The 17,681-nt window shown below is 49.7% G+C and carries 18 protein-coding genes; 6 read left to right on the forward strand and 12 right to left on the reverse strand.

Annotated features, from left to right (window positions below):
- Positions 1 to 109 precede the first annotated feature (109 nt).
- A complete protein-coding gene (locus RSC70_RS04675) occupies positions 110 to 1,222 on the reverse strand; it encodes a branched-chain amino acid ABC transporter substrate-binding protein (RefSeq protein WP_040046461.1) in 1,113 nt (370 codons plus the stop codon).
- Positions 1,223 to 1,639: 417 nt separating this feature from the next.
- Here RSC70_RS04675 and panM point away from each other — a divergent pair, with 417 nt between their 5' ends.
- Positions 1,640 to 2,053: an aspartate 1-decarboxylase autocleavage activator PanM gene (gene panM / locus RSC70_RS04680; RefSeq protein WP_234618321.1), complete on the forward strand. Its 414-nt coding sequence runs from the start codon at positions 1,640 to 1,642 to the stop codon at positions 2,051 to 2,053.
- A 69-nt stretch (positions 2,054 to 2,122) separates the two neighbouring features.
- Here panM and rpoH read toward each other — a convergent pair whose 3' ends face one another.
- The 4 genes from rpoH to ftsY all read right to left on the reverse strand — a co-directional run bounded on the left by rpoH (position 2,123) and on the right by ftsY (position 6,777).
- Positions 2,123 to 2,974, reverse strand: coding sequence for an RNA polymerase sigma factor RpoH (rpoH, locus tag RSC70_RS04685; RefSeq protein WP_025799396.1), 852 nt, complete (start codon positions 2,972 to 2,974; stop codon positions 2,123 to 2,125).
- A gap of 278 nt (positions 2,975 to 3,252) precedes the next feature.
- Positions 3,253 to 4,230, reverse strand: coding sequence for a permease-like cell division protein FtsX (gene ftsX, locus RSC70_RS04690; RefSeq protein WP_025799398.1), 978 nt, complete (start codon positions 4,228 to 4,230; stop codon positions 3,253 to 3,255).
- The gene (ftsE, locus tag RSC70_RS04695) at positions 4,223 to 4,891 is read right to left on the reverse strand and encodes a cell division ATP-binding protein FtsE (protein ID WP_004090701.1); all 669 of its coding nucleotides are present in this window, start codon (positions 4,889 to 4,891) and stop codon (positions 4,223 to 4,225) included. Before ftsE ends, ftsX begins: the two co-directional genes overlap by 8 nt.
- A 5-nt stretch (positions 4,892 to 4,896) precedes the next feature.
- Entirely contained in the window at positions 4,897 to 6,777 is a 1,881-nt protein-coding gene (gene ftsY / locus RSC70_RS04700) for a signal recognition particle-docking protein FtsY (RefSeq protein ID WP_332541847.1), read from the reverse strand.
- 208 nt (positions 6,778 to 6,985) lie between these two features.
- Here ftsY and rsmD point away from each other — a divergent pair, with 208 nt between their 5' ends.
- Positions 6,986 to 7,567 (forward strand): 16S rRNA (guanine(966)-N(2))-methyltransferase, encoded by a 582-nt coding sequence (gene rsmD, locus RSC70_RS04705; protein ID WP_130997915.1) that lies wholly within the window; start codon positions 6,986 to 6,988, stop codon positions 7,565 to 7,567.
- Positions 7,568 to 7,582: 15 nt separating this feature from the next.
- Positions 7,583 to 7,855: a DUF1145 family protein gene (locus tag RSC70_RS04710; protein WP_025799404.1), complete on the forward strand. Its 273-nt coding sequence runs from the start codon at positions 7,583 to 7,585 to the stop codon at positions 7,853 to 7,855.
- 40 nt (positions 7,856 to 7,895) lie between these two features.
- On the opposite strand, the gene RSC70_RS04715 is transcribed toward RSC70_RS04710, so the two are convergent.
- Together RSC70_RS04715 and RSC70_RS04720 are read right to left on the reverse strand one after the other, a co-directional pair.
- Entirely contained in the window at positions 7,896 to 8,255 is a 360-nt protein-coding gene (locus RSC70_RS04715) for a DUF2500 domain-containing protein (RefSeq protein WP_115104262.1), read from the reverse strand.
- Positions 8,252 to 8,572, reverse strand: a complete 321-nt coding sequence (locus RSC70_RS04720) for a DUF1820 family protein (protein ID WP_332541850.1) — start codon at positions 8,570 to 8,572, stop codon at positions 8,252 to 8,254. Before RSC70_RS04720 ends, RSC70_RS04715 begins: the two co-directional genes overlap by 4 nt.
- Positions 8,573 to 8,853: 281 nt before the next feature.
- Between RSC70_RS04720 and RSC70_RS04725 the strand changes: the two genes are divergently transcribed.
- Entirely contained in the window at positions 8,854 to 9,480 is a 627-nt protein-coding gene (locus RSC70_RS04725) for a lysoplasmalogenase (RefSeq protein WP_332541851.1), read from the forward strand.
- Positions 9,481 to 9,554: 74 nt separating this feature from the next.
- Here RSC70_RS04725 and RSC70_RS04730 read toward each other — a convergent pair whose 3' ends face one another.
- Together RSC70_RS04730 and dsdX are read right to left on the reverse strand one after the other, a co-directional pair.
- Positions 9,555 to 10,886 (reverse strand): D-serine ammonia-lyase, encoded by a 1,332-nt coding sequence (locus tag RSC70_RS04730; RefSeq protein WP_332541852.1) that lies wholly within the window; start codon positions 10,884 to 10,886, stop codon positions 9,555 to 9,557.
- Between the two features lie 17 nt (positions 10,887 to 10,903).
- A complete protein-coding gene (gene dsdX / locus RSC70_RS04735; RefSeq protein ID WP_282807587.1) occupies positions 10,904 to 12,241 on the reverse strand; it encodes a D-serine transporter DsdX in 1,338 nt (445 codons plus the stop codon).
- Positions 12,242 to 12,462: 221 nt separating this feature from the next.
- Here dsdX and dsdC point away from each other — a divergent pair, with 221 nt between their 5' ends.
- Complete coding sequence (gene dsdC / locus RSC70_RS04740; protein WP_063586217.1) at positions 12,463 to 13,410, forward strand: DNA-binding transcriptional regulator DsdC; 948 nt, start codon at positions 12,463 to 12,465, stop codon at positions 13,408 to 13,410.
- A gap of 10 nt (positions 13,411 to 13,420) precedes the next feature.
- On the opposite strand, the gene yiiM is transcribed toward dsdC, so the two are convergent.
- Together yiiM and sodA are read right to left on the reverse strand one after the other, a co-directional pair.
- The gene (gene yiiM, locus RSC70_RS04745) at positions 13,421 to 14,092 is read right to left on the reverse strand and encodes a 6-hydroxyaminopurine reductase (RefSeq protein WP_040046452.1); all 672 of its coding nucleotides are present in this window, start codon (positions 14,090 to 14,092) and stop codon (positions 13,421 to 13,423) included.
- A gap of 142 nt (positions 14,093 to 14,234) precedes the next feature.
- Positions 14,235 to 14,861: a superoxide dismutase [Mn] gene (sodA, locus tag RSC70_RS04750; RefSeq protein WP_332541853.1), complete on the reverse strand. Its 627-nt coding sequence runs from the start codon at positions 14,859 to 14,861 to the stop codon at positions 14,235 to 14,237.
- Between the two features lie 399 nt (positions 14,862 to 15,260).
- On the opposite strand from sodA, the gene RSC70_RS04755 reads away from it, so the two are divergent.
- Complete coding sequence (locus RSC70_RS04755) at positions 15,261 to 16,472, forward strand: CdaR family transcriptional regulator (protein WP_304183011.1); 1,212 nt, start codon at positions 15,261 to 15,263, stop codon at positions 16,470 to 16,472.
- Positions 16,473 to 16,531: 59 nt separating this feature from the next.
- On the opposite strand, the gene RSC70_RS04760 is transcribed toward RSC70_RS04755, so the two are convergent.
- Positions 16,532 to 17,668: a glycerate kinase family protein gene (locus RSC70_RS04760; RefSeq protein WP_442904251.1), complete on the reverse strand. Its 1,137-nt coding sequence runs from the start codon at positions 17,666 to 17,668 to the stop codon at positions 16,532 to 16,534.
- Between the last annotated feature and the right edge of the window lie 13 nt (positions 17,669 to 17,681).

Genomic DNA, 17,681 nt, shown 5'->3' on the forward strand with positions numbered 1-17,681 from the left:
TTCAGCTATCTTCTTTCTCCCCTCCCCGCCGCCGCTTTGCCGGAACAAAACACCGTTCGGCTCCCTCCCCTGACAAGGGGAGGGTTGGGGTGGGGTTAGCGATCAGAACTTACTTCACCGCGGTGGATGAACCATCAGCGTGCCATTCAAAGATGCCGAACTCGAAGCCTTTCAGGTCGCCTTTGTCATCCCAGCTCAATGGTCCCATCACGGTATCAACCGGTTGAGCTTTGAGATTTTTGATGATGTCAGCAGGCTCTTCGCTTTTGCTGCGCTCCATGCCGGTAGTCAGCGATTGCAGCGCGGCATAGGTGGTCCACACAAACGGGCCAGTTGGGTCCAGTTTTTTGGCTTTCAGCGAGTCCACAATAGCTTTGTTAGCCGGAACCTGATCGTAGCGCTGTGGCAGAGTGACCAGCATGCCTTCGGAAGCATCCCCCGCGATGTTAGACAGCGAAGAGTTACCCACGCCCTCTGGCCCCATAAACTTAGCCTTCAGGCCTGCTTGCTTAGCCTGACGCAAAATCTGCCCCATCTCTGGGTAATAGCCACCGAAGTAAACAAAATCGACGTTCTCTTTCTTCAGTTTTGCCACTAGCGTGGAGAAATCTTTGTCACCTGCCGTCACACCTTCAAACAGCACGGGCTTCACATTGGATTTTTCCAACGCATCTTTAACCGAACGAGCCAGACCTTCACCATATTGCTGTTTGTCATGCACTACGGCGATACGCTGCGGTTTAATGGTGTTGAGAATATATTTCGCCGCCGTTGGCCCCTGATCGGAATCCAGCCCGGTAGTACGCATAATCAGCTTATAGCCGCGAGTGGTGAGATCGGCATTGGTCGCAGCTGGGGTTATCATCAACACGCCTTCATCTTCATAGATATCCGAAGCGGGCTGAGTGGAAGAAGAACACAGATGGCCGATAACATAGCGAATGCCATCGTTAATCACCTTGTTTGCCACCGCTACCGCTTGTTTTGGATCGCAGGCATCGTCATATTCCACACCGACCAATTTGTCGCCGTTCACGCCGCCTTTGGCGTTGATATCAGCAATCGCCTGCTTAGCACCGGTAAATTCCATATCGCCATATTGCGCCACTGGGCCAGACATCGCGCCCACGATGGCAATTTTGATGTCCTTCGCCATCACGCTGCTGCTCATCGCTAACGCCATACAACCCGCCAGAAAAACCTTACCCTTATTAATACTCATCCGCTCATCCCCGCCTGTTGTTATGTTTGTTGTGTTTGCTTTGATGTGTTATCACGCAACATATTATTAACATTAAACACTTTTATGCATAAGAAATAATGAATTATGTGATTTCACAGCAATATTTTCTAATAAGACTTTATTTTTCATATCATTAAACAGGAGAATTATTCTGCAAATCAAATCAGAAGACTAGAAACAAGCGGTGTAAACAGCACAAAAACCGGAGTGTTAAGGCGATATTTATCACTAGGTAAGCACGTTCATCTGTTAAACAATTCATTTACTAATTTTTTACTCTGAAAATAGCAGATCGATAAAAATAATCCGCTCAGATTTTGTACACCAAAAGTTACACCGCCAATGGATGCAGATCACTTACAATGCTTATCAATTATTCTCGGCAGAAGATAAAACATGAAACTCACCATTGAACGCTTAGTAGAATTAAATTCAGACGACATCCGTGACTTGGGAAAAGTGTGGCCAGAACAGCAGCCAGAAGCATGGCAAGCTTGGCTCGAAGCGGGAAATGCCCTCTTCGCCGCCCGTTTCAATGACCGTCTATTGGGTGCCGTAAAGGTATTTGCCGATAAAACCAAAGGTTTCGCCACGCTGCACGACCTGCGCGTACGTGAAGTGACGCGCCGCCGCGGCGTAGGTTTATATCTGATTGAAGATACTCTGCGTCAGTTGCCCGATATCAACGTCTGGCAATTGGCTGCAAGCGAGGTCCCAAGCGAGAACCGCGAAGAGATGGATGCTTTCATGAAGGCGTGTGGGTTTAACTTCTGTGAGCTGAGCAGCGGTGAACAGGGTTGGCAGAGTTAGGATGAAGATAATAAACAAAAAAGGCGATGCCAAGCATCGCCTTTTGTCGGACTGTCGTGCGTTTAAAGCTTAGGCTTCAATTGCTGCACGCAGTTTTTTCATTGCGTTCTTTTCAAGCTGACGCACACGTTCTGCAGACACACCGTATTGATCGGCCAGTTCTTGCAGCGTTGCTTTGTTGTCGTCGTCTAACCAGCGGGCACGGATAATGTGCTGGCTACGCTCATCCAAGCCTTCCATCGCCAAGCTCAGTTTGTCGGCGGCGTGGCTATCCCAGTTGTCATCTTCGATATCGTTGGCGAAATCAGAAGATTTATCCTGTAAGAACAGCACTGGCGCAGCAGGTGAGCTGTCATCGTCATCGTTAGACATGTCAAAAGCCATGTCCTGCGCGGCCATACGCGATTCCATTTCCAGCACGTCTTTTTCAGACACGCCCAGCTCGCGAGCAACCAGTTCCACTTCGTCCTGATTGAACCAGCCTAAACGCTGCTTGGTTTTACGCAGGTTGAAGAACAGCTTACGCTGGGCTTTGGTGGTCGCAACCTTCACGATGCGCCAGTTACGCAGCACATACTCGTGAATTTCAGCTTTGATCCAGTGAACCGCAAAGGACACCAGTCGTACGCCCATTTCTGGGTTAAAACGACGCACAGCTTTCATCAGGCCGATGTTACCTTCCTGAATCAGGTCTGCCTGCGGCAACCCGTAGCCGGCATAGTTACGGGCAACATGAACAACAAAGCGCAGGTGCGACAGAATCAGCTGTTTTGCTGCATCCAGGTCACCCTCGTAATGCAGTCGTTCACCCAGTTCTTTCTCTTCCTCTGCTGTCAGCATCGGATAGGTGTTGGCCGCACGAACGTAAGCTTCCAAGCTACCTTGAGGAACTAAGGTTAAAGTTTGCATCTCTTTGGTCATTCAAACCCTCTCAATATTCAATCCAGCCGTACTAGTAACGCCGTAGCAATTCTAACGATATAACAGCGCGGACACTAACACGATTCTGCAAAATTTGACCGTGAGTTACCCCACAAGTTCAATGTTGCGTGCATAAATTTAGCACAATTCTACAACAAATATGAACTCATTGGGAACGTGATGGGGGGAGTATAGGATGGAGAACCGGTATCGGGTTTAACCAGAATGGCTCTTCCCCCGTCAGCAACTCAACGAGGGAAGAGTATAACACTATTTCACTATTGTGGTGTAAATCGGCGTAAATGTTGGACGGTGGCCAGCCACGCGGCAATCCAGCCAATCATGGCGGAAACCAGCACCAACAACAGGCACTCGTCCCAACCTAAACCGTGCAGCACAAATGTGGTGCCAAATACCGAGGCGACTTTGGCAACCGCGGAGCCCAGTTGCCAGACCATCGCCTGAGACAAAATCAGCGATAGAATTGCACCACTAAAGCCTAACAGCGCACCGCCATTAAGGAAGGGCCGGAGAATAAATCCGTCGGTCGCCCCAATCAGCTTCATCACATTGATGGTGTCGCGACGGCTGAATATGCTCAGACGCACGCTGTTACCAATCACCAAGAACACGGCCACAATCATCAAAATACCGATCATCGCCGCGACCTGCCCGACCAGCCCCGTTAGCGCAGCCAAACGCGCAAACCAACTGTCGTCCATGCGAACTTCATCAACCCCTTTCACGGCCGCCACGCGATCGCGCAGGGTGTTGAGAGTATCGCTGCTTTCAAAATTCATTTTTGGCGTAATGATAGCTACGGCAGGAAGCGGGTTTTCTTCCAGCATATCAAGCGCGCCGCCAAAGCCGGACCAGTTGCGGAATTCGCCCAGCGCTTCTTCTCGCGAGAGGTAGTTAACTTTATCCACGCCCTCTTCGCCTTTCAGCACCGTCATCACTTGTTCGGCAGCGTCGTCATCGAGCGCTTTATCCAGATAAACCGTCAGCTGCGGCGTTGGATACCACTGTGAAGCCGCTTCGCTGACGTTTTTGTAGACCAGATAACACACGCTGGGCAGCGTCAGTGAAATAGCAATGACCATCACCGTAAGCAGGGTCGCCAACGGCTGGCGCATCATATCAGCCAGCGTGTTAACCCATGCATAGCGCCACTGTTCACGCCAACCGCCACGCAGCGCCTTGGCTTTGTCCGGCATTTTCGCGCGCGAGGCCGAACGATTTGGAGCCTTAGCCATGCGAAATACCTCCGTCCATACGTCCCTGACTGAGCGTCAACATACGGTAGCGACGGCGCGCAATCAGCCCCATGTCATGGGTTGCCATCAGCACCGTAACGCCCACTCGGTTGAACTCTTCGAACAGGCGCAAAATACCTTCTGACAGAGCCTCATCCAAGTTACCGGTTGGCTCATCCGCTAACAGCACGGCAGGCTTGTTAACCACCGCACGGGCGATCCCAACGCGCTGCTGTTCCCCGCCGGAAAGCTGGATCGGGAAGTTTTTGGCTTTGTCCAATAACCCCACTTTATCCAGCGCAGCAGAGACACGGCGGCGAATATCTTCGCTGCTGGCACCTGAAATAATCAGCGGCATCGACACGTTGTCGTACACCGTTCGATCCATCAACAGATGATGGTCTTGGAAAATCATGCCAATCTGGCGACGCAGAAACGGAACTTCTGAGTTCCGTAAGCGGCTGATGTCATGACCACCAAAAAGAATATGTCCTGCGCTCGGGCGCTCAATGCCACATATCAGTTTAAGCAGGGTACTTTTCCCTGCGCCTGAGTGACCGGTGAGAAACGCCATCTCGCCCTGACGTAGATGGAAATCTACGCCTTGCAGAGCCTGACGCCCGCCCAGATACGCTTTACTGACCTGTTCGAAGCGAATCATCCGTATTAATCCTCACGGGCAAAAAGTGCCTCAATAAAATCGTCGGCCTTGAATGGCCGTAAATCTTCGATACCTTCACCAACCCCGATATAACGGATTGGAATGCCAAACTGATCGGCCACGGCGAAGATCACCCCGCCTTTAGCGGTGCCATCCAGCTTGGTTAACGTAATACCGGTCAAGCCAACCGCTTCGTTAAACAGTTTTGCCTGACTCACCGCGTTTTGTCCGGTGCTCGCATCAATCGTCAGCATAACCTCATGCGGCGCATCTTCGTCTAACTTTTTCATTACACGAACGATTTTCTTTAACTCTTCCATCAAGTGCGACTTGTTCTGCAAGCGTCCTGCGGTATCTGCCAGCAACACATCGATATTACGTGCTTTAGCGGCTTGAATCGCATCAAAGATGACGGAAGCAGAATCAGCACCGGTATGCTGTGCAACCACGGGAATATTGTTTCGCTCACCCCAGACCTGCAACTGTTCAACCGCCGCCGCACGGAAGGTATCGCCCGCCGCGAGCATTACCGATTTGCCTTCGGCTTGGAACTGGCGAGCCAGCTTACCAATCGTGGTGGTTTTACCCACGCCGTTAACGCCAACCATCAAGATAACAAACGGCGTATGACCACTGACGTCTAGCGGTTTATCGACGGTGCTTAAAATCTCACCCATCTCTTCTTTCAGTTTGCCATACAGCGACTCAGCATCTTTGAGCTCTTTGCGGCTAGCGTGTTCCGTCAGAGATTTGATAATTTTGTTGGTGGTTTCAACGCCCACGTCGGCAATCAGTAGCTGCTCTTCCAGCTCTTCAAACAGATCGTCGTCGATTTTCTTACCACGGAACAAGCCGAAAAATCCGGAACCCAGATTTTGCTTGGTTTTCAGCAGACTGCGTTTGAGGCGAGCAAAGAAACCTTCTTTCGTTGGGCGTTCCTGCTCATGTTGAACAACCGCCACGGCTTCTGGCTCTGCTTCAACCTGAGATTCATCCTCATCGATGTCATCAATGTCTGTTTCGTCAGTATCTGTTTCATCAACGACGTCGGTATCCAGATCGACAACTTCTTCCGAGCGCGCAATCTCAGCGATTACGTCGATGGCTTCAGGCTCAGGCTCGGAAACGGATTCCCCCACCACTGGCTCATGTTTAATCGCATCATCTTCAGCGATTTCCTGCTCAACCAGCTCTTCGATGTACGGCTCATCAATTACCGGCTCTTGATGAACATGCGGATGTGCTGCTTCAGTCAGCGTAATCACTTGTTCGGCAAACACTTCCGCATCATGTTCGAGATGCTCACCGCCGTGGTGATTATCGTGCTTGTTCACCAGTGGTTCACTGGCATGAATAATATTTTCAGCGGTTGTCTGAGCGGAAACTGGCGTGTGCTCAGGTTCGATCTGTTCCGGTTCAGCGATAGCTTCCAGCGCAGGTGCTTCTTCGTGATGCGCCTGAGTAAGCTCTACAATTTGCTCAGCAAAAACTTCGGCACCTTGCGCATCGGGACGATGCTCGTGGCTTGATGCTAAATGCTCCGTCGTTTCAACCAGTTCATCAGCTAATACTTTAGCTGGCGCTTCTCGCTGGGCATGCTGCTCCGCCAACGGCAGATTTTCAGCGGCATGCTCTGGTGCAACGGTGGCATCCCATTCGCCGGGAGTTTCCACTGAAGCCGCATAGTCAGATTCACGCTCAGGCAGTTTGTCATCCAGCGATTCTGGCGTAGTTGTCTGCTCTGATGGCGCATCAGCTTGATGTTGTTCTGTTTCTTCTACCACTGGTGGTGTTTGTTGTTCGTCTTCTTGCGCCTTTTCCGGCTGCTCTTCCTGACGACCAAACCCTAACCAGGAGAAAAAACCACGTTTTTTATCTTTTGCCATAGTGCGACGACTCTCCCGCCTGAAATTCAAAATTGTTGATAAACTGCAATTGAACAAGTTTATCACTTAACCCCTTATCGCAACATGCATGCCGATGGGTTTCAAGTGGCATTTCCATCAATAAACGGTTACCTTGCACGGCAACAATGAAGATTGGCCTGTAATGGCACCGTCTAATACTGCAACCCAAACAAAAAATACCGCATTCATGGCAAAAAAACCTGCATCCCAATCCAGCGGACAAATCCGCATCATTGGCGGCCTATGGCGTGGCCGAAAACTTCCTGTGCCAGACAGCCCCGGCCTGCGCCCCACCACGGATCGCGTGCGTGAAACGCTGTTTAACTGGCTGGCTCCCGAGCTGAATGGCGCTCGCTGTCTCGATTGTTTTGCCGGCAGCGGTGCTTTGGGCTTTGAAGCCGTTTCTCGCTATGCCGAGCACGCTACGCTGCTTGAAGCCGACCGCACGGTGGCTGCGCAGCTCAAAAAAAATGTCGCGCTGATTGGTACCGACAAAATCACGGTGCAAAACACCGATGCGCTAAAATGGTTATCACAGCCGGGTACGCCCTATCAGGTGGTTTTTCTCGATCCTCCCTTTAGAAAAGGGCTGTTGGAAGAAACGATTACGCTGTTAGAAGCGCATGGTTGGCTCGCGGATGAAGCCTTTATTTACGTTGAGGCCGAAGCGGAAAGTGCTGCGGCTGACGTCCCTGCAAACTGGACATTGCATCGCGAAAAAGTGGCGGGTCAGGTCGCTTATCGTTTATATACGCGCAGCGCGTCATAATTCGAGGAAATCACAATGGGAATTAATATTGGCCGCTTGCTCATGCTGTGCGTATGGGGATTTATGCTGGTTAACATCATCCATCCTTACACCCGCCCGCTGAATATTTTTATGAACGTAGCGCTGGTGTTTATGGTGTTGATGCATGGCTTGCAGGTCACGATGCTGAAAACTACGTTAACCAAAGACCAACCTAAGATCGGCAAATGGCAGGAAGTCCGTATTTTCCTGTTTGGCGTTTTTGAGCTGCTGGCTTGGCAGAAAAAGAATACTCCGCCGAAGAAATAACGACTGGCTGAATAATCCTCCCCAACAGGGGAGGTTTTGGCTATTGCGCCTGTTGTTCAAAACTCACAAAGCGCGTGCCCTGCGTGCTGAGTGTACCGCGCGAACCTTTATCTATCTGATGATAGGTTTTTTCCGGCACAACAAATTTCAGCTCACTCCCCCCCATTATTGGCTGGAAATAAACCTCATAACGCATATCTTCCCCCGCTATCACTTCACGCTGGCGTGAACGTCGGTTAGGCGCAGGAAATTCGCGCTTAGCGCTCACTTCAACCTGTTGAGTGCTCAGAGGTGCGGCATCGTTGATAGCATTTTGACGGCGTTGCTGCATGAAACGTTGAGCCGCAAATACCACAATAACAGCGACGATCACGACAAATATCAGCGGTGGTTTACTCATGGTTTTTTGCCGGAAAGATAAGGGAAGACGGTGACATTATCGCCTAAATCAGAGATTCGTGCGCTGCCGCGTTCGGTGACGGCATCAATGCGAATAACGGCCTGAATAGGAATATAGCTGCGCTCTACGCCAGAGAATTCGTTCTTCAACCTCTCCTCTGAGGGATCGACCAACACGGCGCTTTGGGTATCAAAAACAAAATCGGCGATTTCGAGAAAACCAAACAAATTGCTTTGTACAATTTCACGCACATAAAGCTGATAGTTTTTACCGTTGTTCATAAACTGAATTCGGTACAAAGGCGCTTGACCAGACATGACGTTCCTCATCACTGCCAATGGGCAATTTCAAATTCAATAACTTTATGGCGGCCACAACGCCTGCTCAGCAGCATATGCGCTATGGATACAGCGGGTTAACATAACATGAAGTTGTTTACACTTCATCCGCACCGATAGCAGGTAAAGTGATTGTCGTCGCCCGCGGTGATCCCCTACACTCAGAAGATAAGTGACTATCTATTTATTCTTATTCTTGATGTGACGTCAGCATCATAAGAATCAGAAAATTAACCTGCTAATTAAAAAAAGGATAAATGATGAGTTGGGCTTTTCTTGCAGTCTTATTTTCTGGTTGGCTATTTGTTGATGCCAGCTATCGTGGCCCGCGCTGGCAACGTTGGGTCTTCAAACCCGTCACCCTACTGTTACTGCTTTTGCTGGCATGGAGTGCGCCCAATATTCAGGCCAGCGGCTATCTGATTCTACTTGGCCTGCTCGCCACACTTGCCGCCGATGCGCTGTTATTGCTGCCACGCGAGCGAGTGCTGTACGCCATTGGCGCGTTTTTCTTATCACATCTTCTGTACACCATCAGCTTCGCCAGTGCCTTAACGGTCTCGTTCTATCTGCCTATGTTGGCGGTATTAATCGTTATCGGGATTGCTTTGATAGCCACCATTTGGACGCGTTTAGACGATATGCGCTGGCCGGTTGTGACCTATATCGCGATGACGCTATTGATGGTGTGGATGGCGGGCGATCAATACTTTGCTCGCGGTACTGATTATGGTTTCTCACTGTTGGTGGGGGCATCGCTGTTGCTGCTGTCGAACGTGGTATGGCTGGTCAATAGCTATCGCTTCACTTTCCGCGCTGCCGACGCCATTATTGCCGCCAGCTATTTTGCCGGTCATTTCTTGATTGTGCGTTCGTTGTATTTGTAGGATCCGCTGATAATCCTCAGATAGATATAGAAACGGGGCAATTCGCCCCGTTCGCCTATTGATCACGCTAGAAACTAGATTTTTGCCGCCGCGAGATATTTCGCCATCTCATCTGCTGGCACCATGCCCCCACCCGTTGCCCATACCAAGTGAGTCGCATTTTGCATTTTCTGTGTGTCTAATCCGTGGCTCTGTAGATATTGAGCATCCCCACAGACTCGTGCTGCTCCCGGCATTCCCGCCAGCGCCGAAGGTTCTAGCTGAATACCTTGCTGCTGATTTAAAAGTCCCAACAGGTTATACATTTCCTGATCGCTTAAGGTATATAAACCATCAAGCAGGCGCTCCATCGCTCGCCCAACAAAGCCGGATGCACGGCCAACGGCTAAACCATCGGCGGCGGTGATGTTGTCGATCCCAATATCCTGAACTGAAATTTCATCATGCAGACCCGTATGAACTCCCAGAAGCATACACGGTGAATGTGTGGGCTCCGCAAAGAAGCAATGCACGTTGTCGCCAAAGGCTAATTTCAGGCCAAATGCGACTCCGCCAGGGCCACCACCTACGCCGCACGGCAGATAAACAAACAACGGATGTTCAGCATCTACGTGAATATTCATTTGGCTAAACTGTTGGCGTAAACGCCCACCGGCAACGGCATAACCTAAAAATAGCGTGCGTGAATTTTCATCATCAATAAAGAAACAATGAGGATCTGATTCCGCCTCTTTGCGTCCTTGAGCAACGGCCACGCCATAATCCTGCGCATACTCCACCACATTCACGCCGTGCTCACGCAGTTTTTGCTTTTTCCACGCCCGCGCATCAGCCGACATATGCACACTAACGCTGAAGCCAAGTTTGGCGCTCATAATGCCGATCGACATACCTAAATTACCGGTAGAGCCTACCGCAATGCTGTATTGGCTAAAGAATTGGCGAAACTTATCAGAGTACAGCACGCTGTAGTCATCTTCTTCTGACAGCATTCCCGCTTCAATGGCCAGTTTTTCAGCATGAGTAAGCACTTCGTAAATCCCGCCACGCGCTTTGATCGACCCAGAGATAGGCAAATGACTGTCTTTTTTCAGCATCAGCTGACCAGCAATTTTTTGCTGATAGCGCTGTTCCAGCGCAGCCTGCATCTCAGGAATCGCAACAACTTCAGACTCAATAATACCGTGCGTTTTTTGCGTTTCTGGGAACGCTAAGCAAAGGTAAGGGGCAAATCGCTGAAGGCGCGCCTCCGCCTGCGTAACGTCATCCTGCGTTAAACCAACGTAAGGAAGCCCCTCCGCCAACGTGGTGGTATTTGGGTTGAACCACGTAACTTCATCTAAGCTAATCAGCTGTTTAACCAATGGATATTGTTCAACCAAATGTTCAATTTCAAACGTATTCATAAATAGTATCTTCTCGATTAAACGATATAAGAGAGTAGGAAAGTCGTACCTAAAGCGATCAGCGACGCGATGAAAGTCGCCACTGTGTAATATTTAAATGTCTCACTCAGCGTTGCACCACAGTATTGCTTAACCAGCCAAAACAGGGAGTCGGTGACGATGGTGCAACCAATCGCGCCAGAGCCAATGGCGAGCGTGATAATTTCAGGGCTCACGTTGGGATAAAGCGGCAATACCGGCGCAACAATCGCCGTGGCTCCCATCATGGCCACCGTGGCAGAACCCACTGCGGCATGAAGGATGATCGCCACCAGCCAAGCCAACAAAATCGGATGCATATGCATATTGGAGAGCAGCACAGCCAAAGTGTCAGCAAGGCCACTGGCTTTAAGAATGCCGTTAAATGCCCCACCCGCACCGATAATCAGCAAAATGTTAGCAATTGAAGAGAAACCATCTTCCGTTTTGCTCAGCAGTTTACCCATGCTCATATGCTGGCGGATGCCTAATACGTAATAGGCAACGAAGGCGGCGATAAACATCGCAGTAATCGGATTACCAATGAATTCAAAGAAGTTATATAGCGCCGAACCCTTGGTCATATTGAGTTCGGCCGCCGTCTTGATCAGCATCAGTACAATTGGCAGCAGCACGGTAAATAACGTGGCGCCCAGCGATGGCAGATCCTCTTCTCGGCGCACTTCCAGCTCAGAAAACGCGGCGGGGACGTGTTTAAACGGAAGGCGATGACCGACAAACTTCAAAAATAACGGGCCACCGATCAGCGAAGCCACCAGCCCCACCAACAGACCATATACAATGACGGTACCAATATCCGCGCCTAACGCATTCGTTACATACAAGGCCGCCGGATGCGGAGGGACAACGCAATGCACCGCCATTAGCGCGGTACACAGCGGGATCGCCAACTTTAGCAAAGAAGTATTGGTCTTTTTAGCAATTGAAAATGCCAGAGGGATCAGCAATACCACGCCCACTTCCACAAACAGCGTAATACCGCAAACCAAGCCAACTAAAACCATAATGACGTCTGGTGATAACCAACGGCATTTTTGCAACGTAATGCCGATACGCTCAGCGGCACCGGAAACCTCCATCATTTTGCCCAGAATAGTTCCCAGACCAATCACGGCGGCTAAAAAGCCTAAGGTTCCACCGATCCCACCTTCAATGGCATTCACCATTTCCAACGGGTTCATTCCCATTAACACGCCGACATAAAAACTGGCCAGCAGTAGTGCTAAAAATGGGTGAATCTTAAATTTAACGATGGTTAATATAATTATTATGATGCTTGTTAATAGCGTTCCAACGACCCAAATTTGCGAGCTCATTTCCAACCTCACCCTGTAATAAATCACCTGTCTATTGGATAAGAAGTGAACATCGCTGACAAACGATCAAATTCAGCCTTCACATGAGCCAGATTGAATCAAATGGGTGATATTGGTCAAAACAGAGAGGAATTATCGCGATTGAATCACATTAACTCATCTGTGAGCACGCTAAAACGCTCCGCTAGCGTATGCTGATGCTCTGTCCAAACGAGGTCGCTATGTTCGAGCATTCAAAATACATCGCACGTAACAAACTGCTTAATGGCTATCAGCTATCAAAGCTCTATACCTTTGAAGTTGCGGCCAGACATGAGTCTTTTGCGCTCGCGGCTGAAGAGTTATCGATAAGCCCCAGCGCCGTTAGCCATCGCATCAATCAGCTTGAAGAAGAGTTGGGATTTAAGCTATTCCAGCGATTTCATCGCCGCATTGGGCTAACGCCCGAAGGAGAGCGGGTATTTTGGGCGCTAAAATCCTCTCTCAGCTATCTCAATCAAGAAATTCTTGAGATAAAAAGCCAAGAGCTGTCGGGAACGCTGACGGTTTATTCTCGCCCATCAATCGCACAATGTTGGCTAGTGCCGAAACTGGCTGATTTTGCTAAACAATATCCGGCGATCAGCTTAAACATTTTAACCGGCAACGAGATGGTTAACTTCAACGGCGCGGGAATCGATCTGGCGATTTATTTTGATGATAAACCACCAGAAACCCTGTCATGTCAGCACCTGATGAATGAATCAATGATACCGGTGTGTAGCCCCGAATATGCCAAACAGCACGATCTCGTCGGGAAACCATTTAATCTGCGCCAAAGCACGTTGCTGCACGATCGTCAGGCATGGAGTTACGACTCCAACGAAAGTGAATGGCATTCATGGGCACGGAATTTTAACGTTGATATCGCTGAAGATCAGCGAAGTATGGGGTTTGATCGTTCCGATCTGGCGGTAATCGCTGCAATGAACCATGTGGGTATTGCGATGGGACGTAAAAATCTGGTGAATAAGCGGCTTGAGAGCCAAGAGTTAATTGCGCCATTCCCAGAGTTTGAAATGCAGTGCGAGCAACGCTACTACATCTCAACTCTTTCGGAGCGCCAGTGGCCAAAGATCAACGCTTTTATTCAATGGCTTAAAACGATGGCTGGCAATACTGAGGGTTAAATACTAGGGGTTAAACCCCGAGCAATCTTCGATTCATATCTTCAATTTTGCCGTTGAGAACCCGCATTTGGAGCGTTTTACTCCAGCTGGCCGAGATCCCTGCCGCACGCATCAGACGGCGATACTCTTCTTCATCAAACGGCATATGGAAGCAGATGGAAATCGCTTCTGCCACGCTGATATCGCTGTTACGTGACACAAGTTCCAGCGGCTGATCTTCACTGACCACGCCTTCGCCAACGATGCGATACAGCCAGCCGCAGCGGCCAGTTTGTTGCATCTGCACGGAGAATTCATCGATATCCATGTGATAGTTGAGTTTATAGCACGGCGAACGCGGCTGAGTGACCTGAATCAGCGCCTCTCCCCAACGGTAGATATCACCGATAAAAACATTCTCTTCGGTCATCCCTTCAGTGGAAATATTTTCGCCTAAGGCCGGAGCGCAAAATTGCTCAGCCTGCTGGGGATACTGCTGTTGCCAAAACTGATAATGCTCACGCGGATACTGACACAGCGCCCGATCGGGACCGCCATGGACTTTCTTCTCTGCCTGCTCATCACCTTCCAACCCAAGGCGATTAAGCATCACGCCTCCGGAAATCTGACGCTTGCCAATTGCACTCGGCTTGCTGCCTTCATAAGGAATGATGGTACCGGTGTAAATCGTTGGATAGTGCATGCAGAGCTCCCCAAAGCAGATTCATCAAGAAAATGATAATACCCTTACTATACCGTTCCCATGGGGTTTAAAAACAAAAAAAGCGTGGGTTTCCCCACGCTCCGATCACAGCTGTCTCACGATGGACAATGACTACAGCCGATTACTTTTTCGCTTCAGTAAAACGTTTTGCAGCTTCGTCCCAGTTCACCACGCTCCAGAACGCTTTGATGTAGTCTGGACGACGGTTCTGATATTTCAGGTAGTAAGCATGTTCCCAAACGTCCAGACCCGCAATTGGGTAACCGGAAGCACCAGAAACCGCTTCGCCCATCAGCGGGCTATCTTGGTTTGCAGTAGAAACCACGGCCAGTTTGCCATCTACTTTCAGCACCAGCCACGCCCAGCCGGAGCCAAAGCGCGTTGCCGCTGCTTTTTCAAATTCTTCTTTAAATTTATCAACGCTGCCGAAATCGCGTTCGATAGCCGCTTTCAGATCGCCTTTCAGTTCAGTACCAAGCTTTAAACCTTTCCAGAAGAAGCTATGATTTGCATGACCGCCTGCGTTGTTACGCAGCGCAGTACGTTTTTCAGCAGGGACTTTATCAAGCTGAGCAATCAGCTCTTCGGCGGTTAATTTAGCTAATTCTGGCAGAGACTCCAGTGCGGCGTTCGCGTTGTTGACGTAGGCCTGATGGTGCTTGCTGTGATGGATTTCCATCGTTTGCTTATCGAAGTGAGGCTCTAATGCGTCGTAGGCATAAGGTAGGGATGGCAGGGTATAGCTCATATTCATCTTCTCCAGATTTCAAAGGAGCAAAACATCCGCTCCGGTTAAGCAGTCTGGTCATTATAGTTAATTAAATGATATTGAAAATGATTATCAATCGCTTATAAGCGGTAAGGGTATGATAAAAACTGGCAGAAAAAGAGCGCATATTCAGCCCTAGCAAGGCTCTCAGCCCGATGTTCGCGTTCAATTTTAGCACCATCGTTAATATCAATAGTTGCGATTGCCAGCACCAATGACCACACGATGTGGTGGTAACGAGTTAAAAGTGAGCAAAAAAACTGTGACTTCTTTTGCAACTCTTAACTGCTATCTTAAACATTGTGCAATTGCACAATGTTTACCGGTATCCGCCTCGGTATGCTCGGAATATTCTACTTAACATATACGGAGCGCAGCATGGCGACCTATCACCTCGATACCCGACTTGCTCAGGATATCGTGGACCGCACCATGAAAATTATCGATAGCAACGTTAACGTCATGGACGCACGGGGCAGAATAATAGGGAGTGGCGCTCAAGAACGCATTGGTGAATTGCACGAAGGTGCATTGCTGGCTATATCGCAGGAAAGAATTGTTGATATTGATGAAAACATGACCCGCCACCTGCACGGCGTTCGCCCCGGCGTGAATCTTCCTTTGCATTTCGACGGTGAAATTGTTGGCGTTATTGGGCTCACCGGCGATCCCTCTGAGCTGAGGCGATATGGCGAACTGGTGTGCATGACCGCAGAAATGATGCTGGAGCAAGCGCATCTGATGCACATGCTGGCACAAGACACTCGCCTGCGCGAAGAGTTAGTGCTTAACCTGATTCGCGCCGAAAAGCTCTCTCCCGCGCTTCAGGAATGGGCTCAGCGCCTAGGGATAGATCTCAATCAGCCACGCGTTGTGGTGGTGGTGGAAGTGGATAGCGGCCAACTTGGCGTTGATAGTGCCATCGTCGATCTTCAGCAGTTGCAGACATTACTCACTACCGCCGAACACGATAATCTTGCGGCGATCGTATCGCTTAATCAGATGGTGGTTCTCAGACCTGCATTTAGCTCGCTCGGGCGCTGGGAGCCAGAAAGTCAGCGCAACCAAATTAATCTTTTGCTCAAAAAATTAGCCAAAAATAGCCAGCTGAAAATCAGAATCGCATTGGGCAACTACTTCCCAGATGAAAGCGGCATTGCTCGCTCATACCGCACGGCCTACACCACGATGATGGTGGGCAAACAGCGCACGCCAGAACAACGCAGTTATTTTTATCAAGACCTGATCCTACCCGTTTTACTCGATAGCCTGCGTGGCGGGTGGCAAGCCAAAGAGCTGGTTCGCCCACTGTCACGGCTTCGAGCCATCGATAGCAACGGCGTACTAAGAAAAACACTTACCGTATGGTTTATGAATAACGTTCAGCCAAGCGCAACCGCCAAGGCACTGTTTATTCATCGAAACACCTTGGAATATCGCTTACACCGCATTTCTGAACTTACGGGGCTCGATCTCAATAGCTTTGACGATCGCTTGCTGATTTATATCTCATTACAGCTAGACAGCGGCTTCCTTTACCCTGCTGGCGATTCAGACTCAATTAGTCACTTCCCTCAAGCAGGACAATAAAAAAAGAGCAATACGATCCAACGTATTGCTCTTTCATGAGCTCATGTCTCTAAAGCTTATTACATGCGAGCGATCTTCAGCAGCCTGCCAATATTTTCACAGGTTCGTTCAACGTTGGGGCAGCCATTCTTAAGCAGCGAATCAATGTTTTCTGCGCCTGGCACGATACCAAAAATGGCATCAATACCTTCGTTATAAAGCTCACTCACGCCTTCACCGATATAGCCAGCCAGAGCAATAACCGGTACTCCCTGTGCTTTAGCCGCCTGAGCAACACCATAAGGTGTTTTGCCAAACTTGGTTTGAAAGTCGATGCCACCTTCGCCAGTAAAGCAGTAATCAGCACCCACCAGCTTTTCACTTAAGCCAGAGTATTGGGTCACGATATCAATGCCACGCGCCATTTTGCAGTGGGTGAATGCCATCAAACCGGCGCCCAAACCTCCAGCCGCACCCGCCCCCGGTACGTCTTTCACTTTGCGTCCCAGCTGTGCATCGATCACATCAGCATAATGAGCCAACGCGCTATCCAGAATCGCCACGGTTTCTGGTGTGGCACCCTTTTGCGGGCCAAACGTTTTTGATGCGCCCGTATCGCCACACAGCGGATTGGTCACGTCGCTGGCAACCAAAAACTCTACGTCAGCAAGTCGCGGATCTATGCCATTCAGATCGATTTTGCATAGCGAGCCTAACGCACCACCGCCCGCAGGCAGTGGTAAACCGTTTTTATCTAAGAAGCGAACCCCGAGCGCAGCAGCCATGCCTGCCCCGCCGTCATTAGTAGCGCTGCCGCCGATACCCAAAATGATCTTGTTAATCCCTTTATCAAGACAGGCTTTAATCAGTTCGCCGGTTCCGTAGGTCGTCGCCGTTAGCGGATTCTTGGTTTCTTTGGTAGTGAATTGAATGCCGCTCGCCGACGCCATTTCGATAACCGCCGTTTGCTGGCTCCAAATAATCCCGAATTGTGCATCAACTGGCGAACCTAACGGCCCAGTGACCGTCTGGTGATAAATTTCGCCATCGGTGGCATCAATCAACGATTGAACCGTTCCCTCACCGCCGTCAGCCATCGGAACATGGATGAACTCAGCGTCAGGGAATACGACTTTGAGCCCCGCCTCCATTGCCTTACACACTTCTTTAGCGGTCATGCTTTCTTTAAACGAATCTGGAGCCAAAACAAACTTCATTCTTTTCATGGTT

It is taken from the genome of Hafnia sp., assembly GCF_036648275.1.
Taxonomy (GTDB): Bacteria; Pseudomonadota; Gammaproteobacteria; order Enterobacterales; family Enterobacteriaceae; genus Hafnia; species Hafnia alvei.

Bases quoted from the DNA above. Each gene is read 5' to 3' on its own strand.
- RSC70_RS04675 (WP_040046461.1), bottom strand. From the start codon at position 1,222: ATGAGTATTAATAAGGGTAAGGTTTTTCTGGCGGGTTGTATGGCGTTA.
- panM (WP_234618321.1), top strand. From the start codon at position 1,640: ATGAAACTCACCATTGAACGCTTAGTAGAATTAAATTCAGACGACATC.
- rpoH (WP_025799396.1), bottom strand. From the start codon at position 2,974: ATGACCAAAGAGATGCAAACTTTAACCTTAGTTCCTCAAGGTAGCTTG.
- ftsX (WP_025799398.1), bottom strand. From the start codon at position 4,230: ATGGCTAAGGCTCCAAATCGTTCGGCCTCGCGCGCGAAAATGCCGGAC.
- ftsE (WP_004090701.1), bottom strand. From the start codon at position 4,891: ATGATTCGCTTCGAACAGGTCAGTAAAGCGTATCTGGGCGGGCGTCAG.
- ftsY (WP_332541847.1), bottom strand. From the start codon at position 6,777: ATGGCAAAAGATAAAAAACGTGGTTTTTTCTCCTGGTTAGGGTTTGGT.
- rsmD (WP_130997915.1), top strand. From the start codon at position 6,986: ATGGCAAAAAAACCTGCATCCCAATCCAGCGGACAAATCCGCATCATT.
- RSC70_RS04710 (WP_025799404.1), top strand. From the start codon at position 7,583: ATGGGAATTAATATTGGCCGCTTGCTCATGCTGTGCGTATGGGGATTT.
- RSC70_RS04715 (WP_115104262.1), bottom strand. From the start codon at position 8,255: ATGAGTAAACCACCGCTGATATTTGTCGTGATCGTCGCTGTTATTGTG.
- RSC70_RS04720 (WP_332541850.1), bottom strand. From the start codon at position 8,572: ATGTCTGGTCAAGCGCCTTTGTACCGAATTCAGTTTATGAACAACGGT.
- RSC70_RS04725 (WP_332541851.1), top strand. From the start codon at position 8,854: ATGAGTTGGGCTTTTCTTGCAGTCTTATTTTCTGGTTGGCTATTTGTT.
- RSC70_RS04730 (WP_332541852.1), bottom strand. From the start codon at position 10,886: ATGAATACGTTTGAAATTGAACATTTGGTTGAACAATATCCATTGGTT.
- dsdX (WP_282807587.1), bottom strand. From the start codon at position 12,241: ATGAGCTCGCAAATTTGGGTCGTTGGAACGCTATTAACAAGCATCATA.
- dsdC (WP_063586217.1), top strand. From the start codon at position 12,463: ATGTTCGAGCATTCAAAATACATCGCACGTAACAAACTGCTTAATGGC.
- yiiM (WP_040046452.1), bottom strand. From the start codon at position 14,092: ATGCACTATCCAACGATTTACACCGGTACCATCATTCCTTATGAAGGC.
- sodA (WP_332541853.1), bottom strand. From the start codon at position 14,861: ATGAGCTATACCCTGCCATCCCTACCTTATGCCTACGACGCATTAGAG.
- RSC70_RS04755 (WP_304183011.1), top strand. From the start codon at position 15,261: ATGGCGACCTATCACCTCGATACCCGACTTGCTCAGGATATCGTGGAC.
- RSC70_RS04760 (WP_442904251.1), bottom strand. From the start codon at position 17,668: ATGAAGTTTGTTTTGGCTCCAGATTCGTTTAAAGAAAGCATGACCGCT.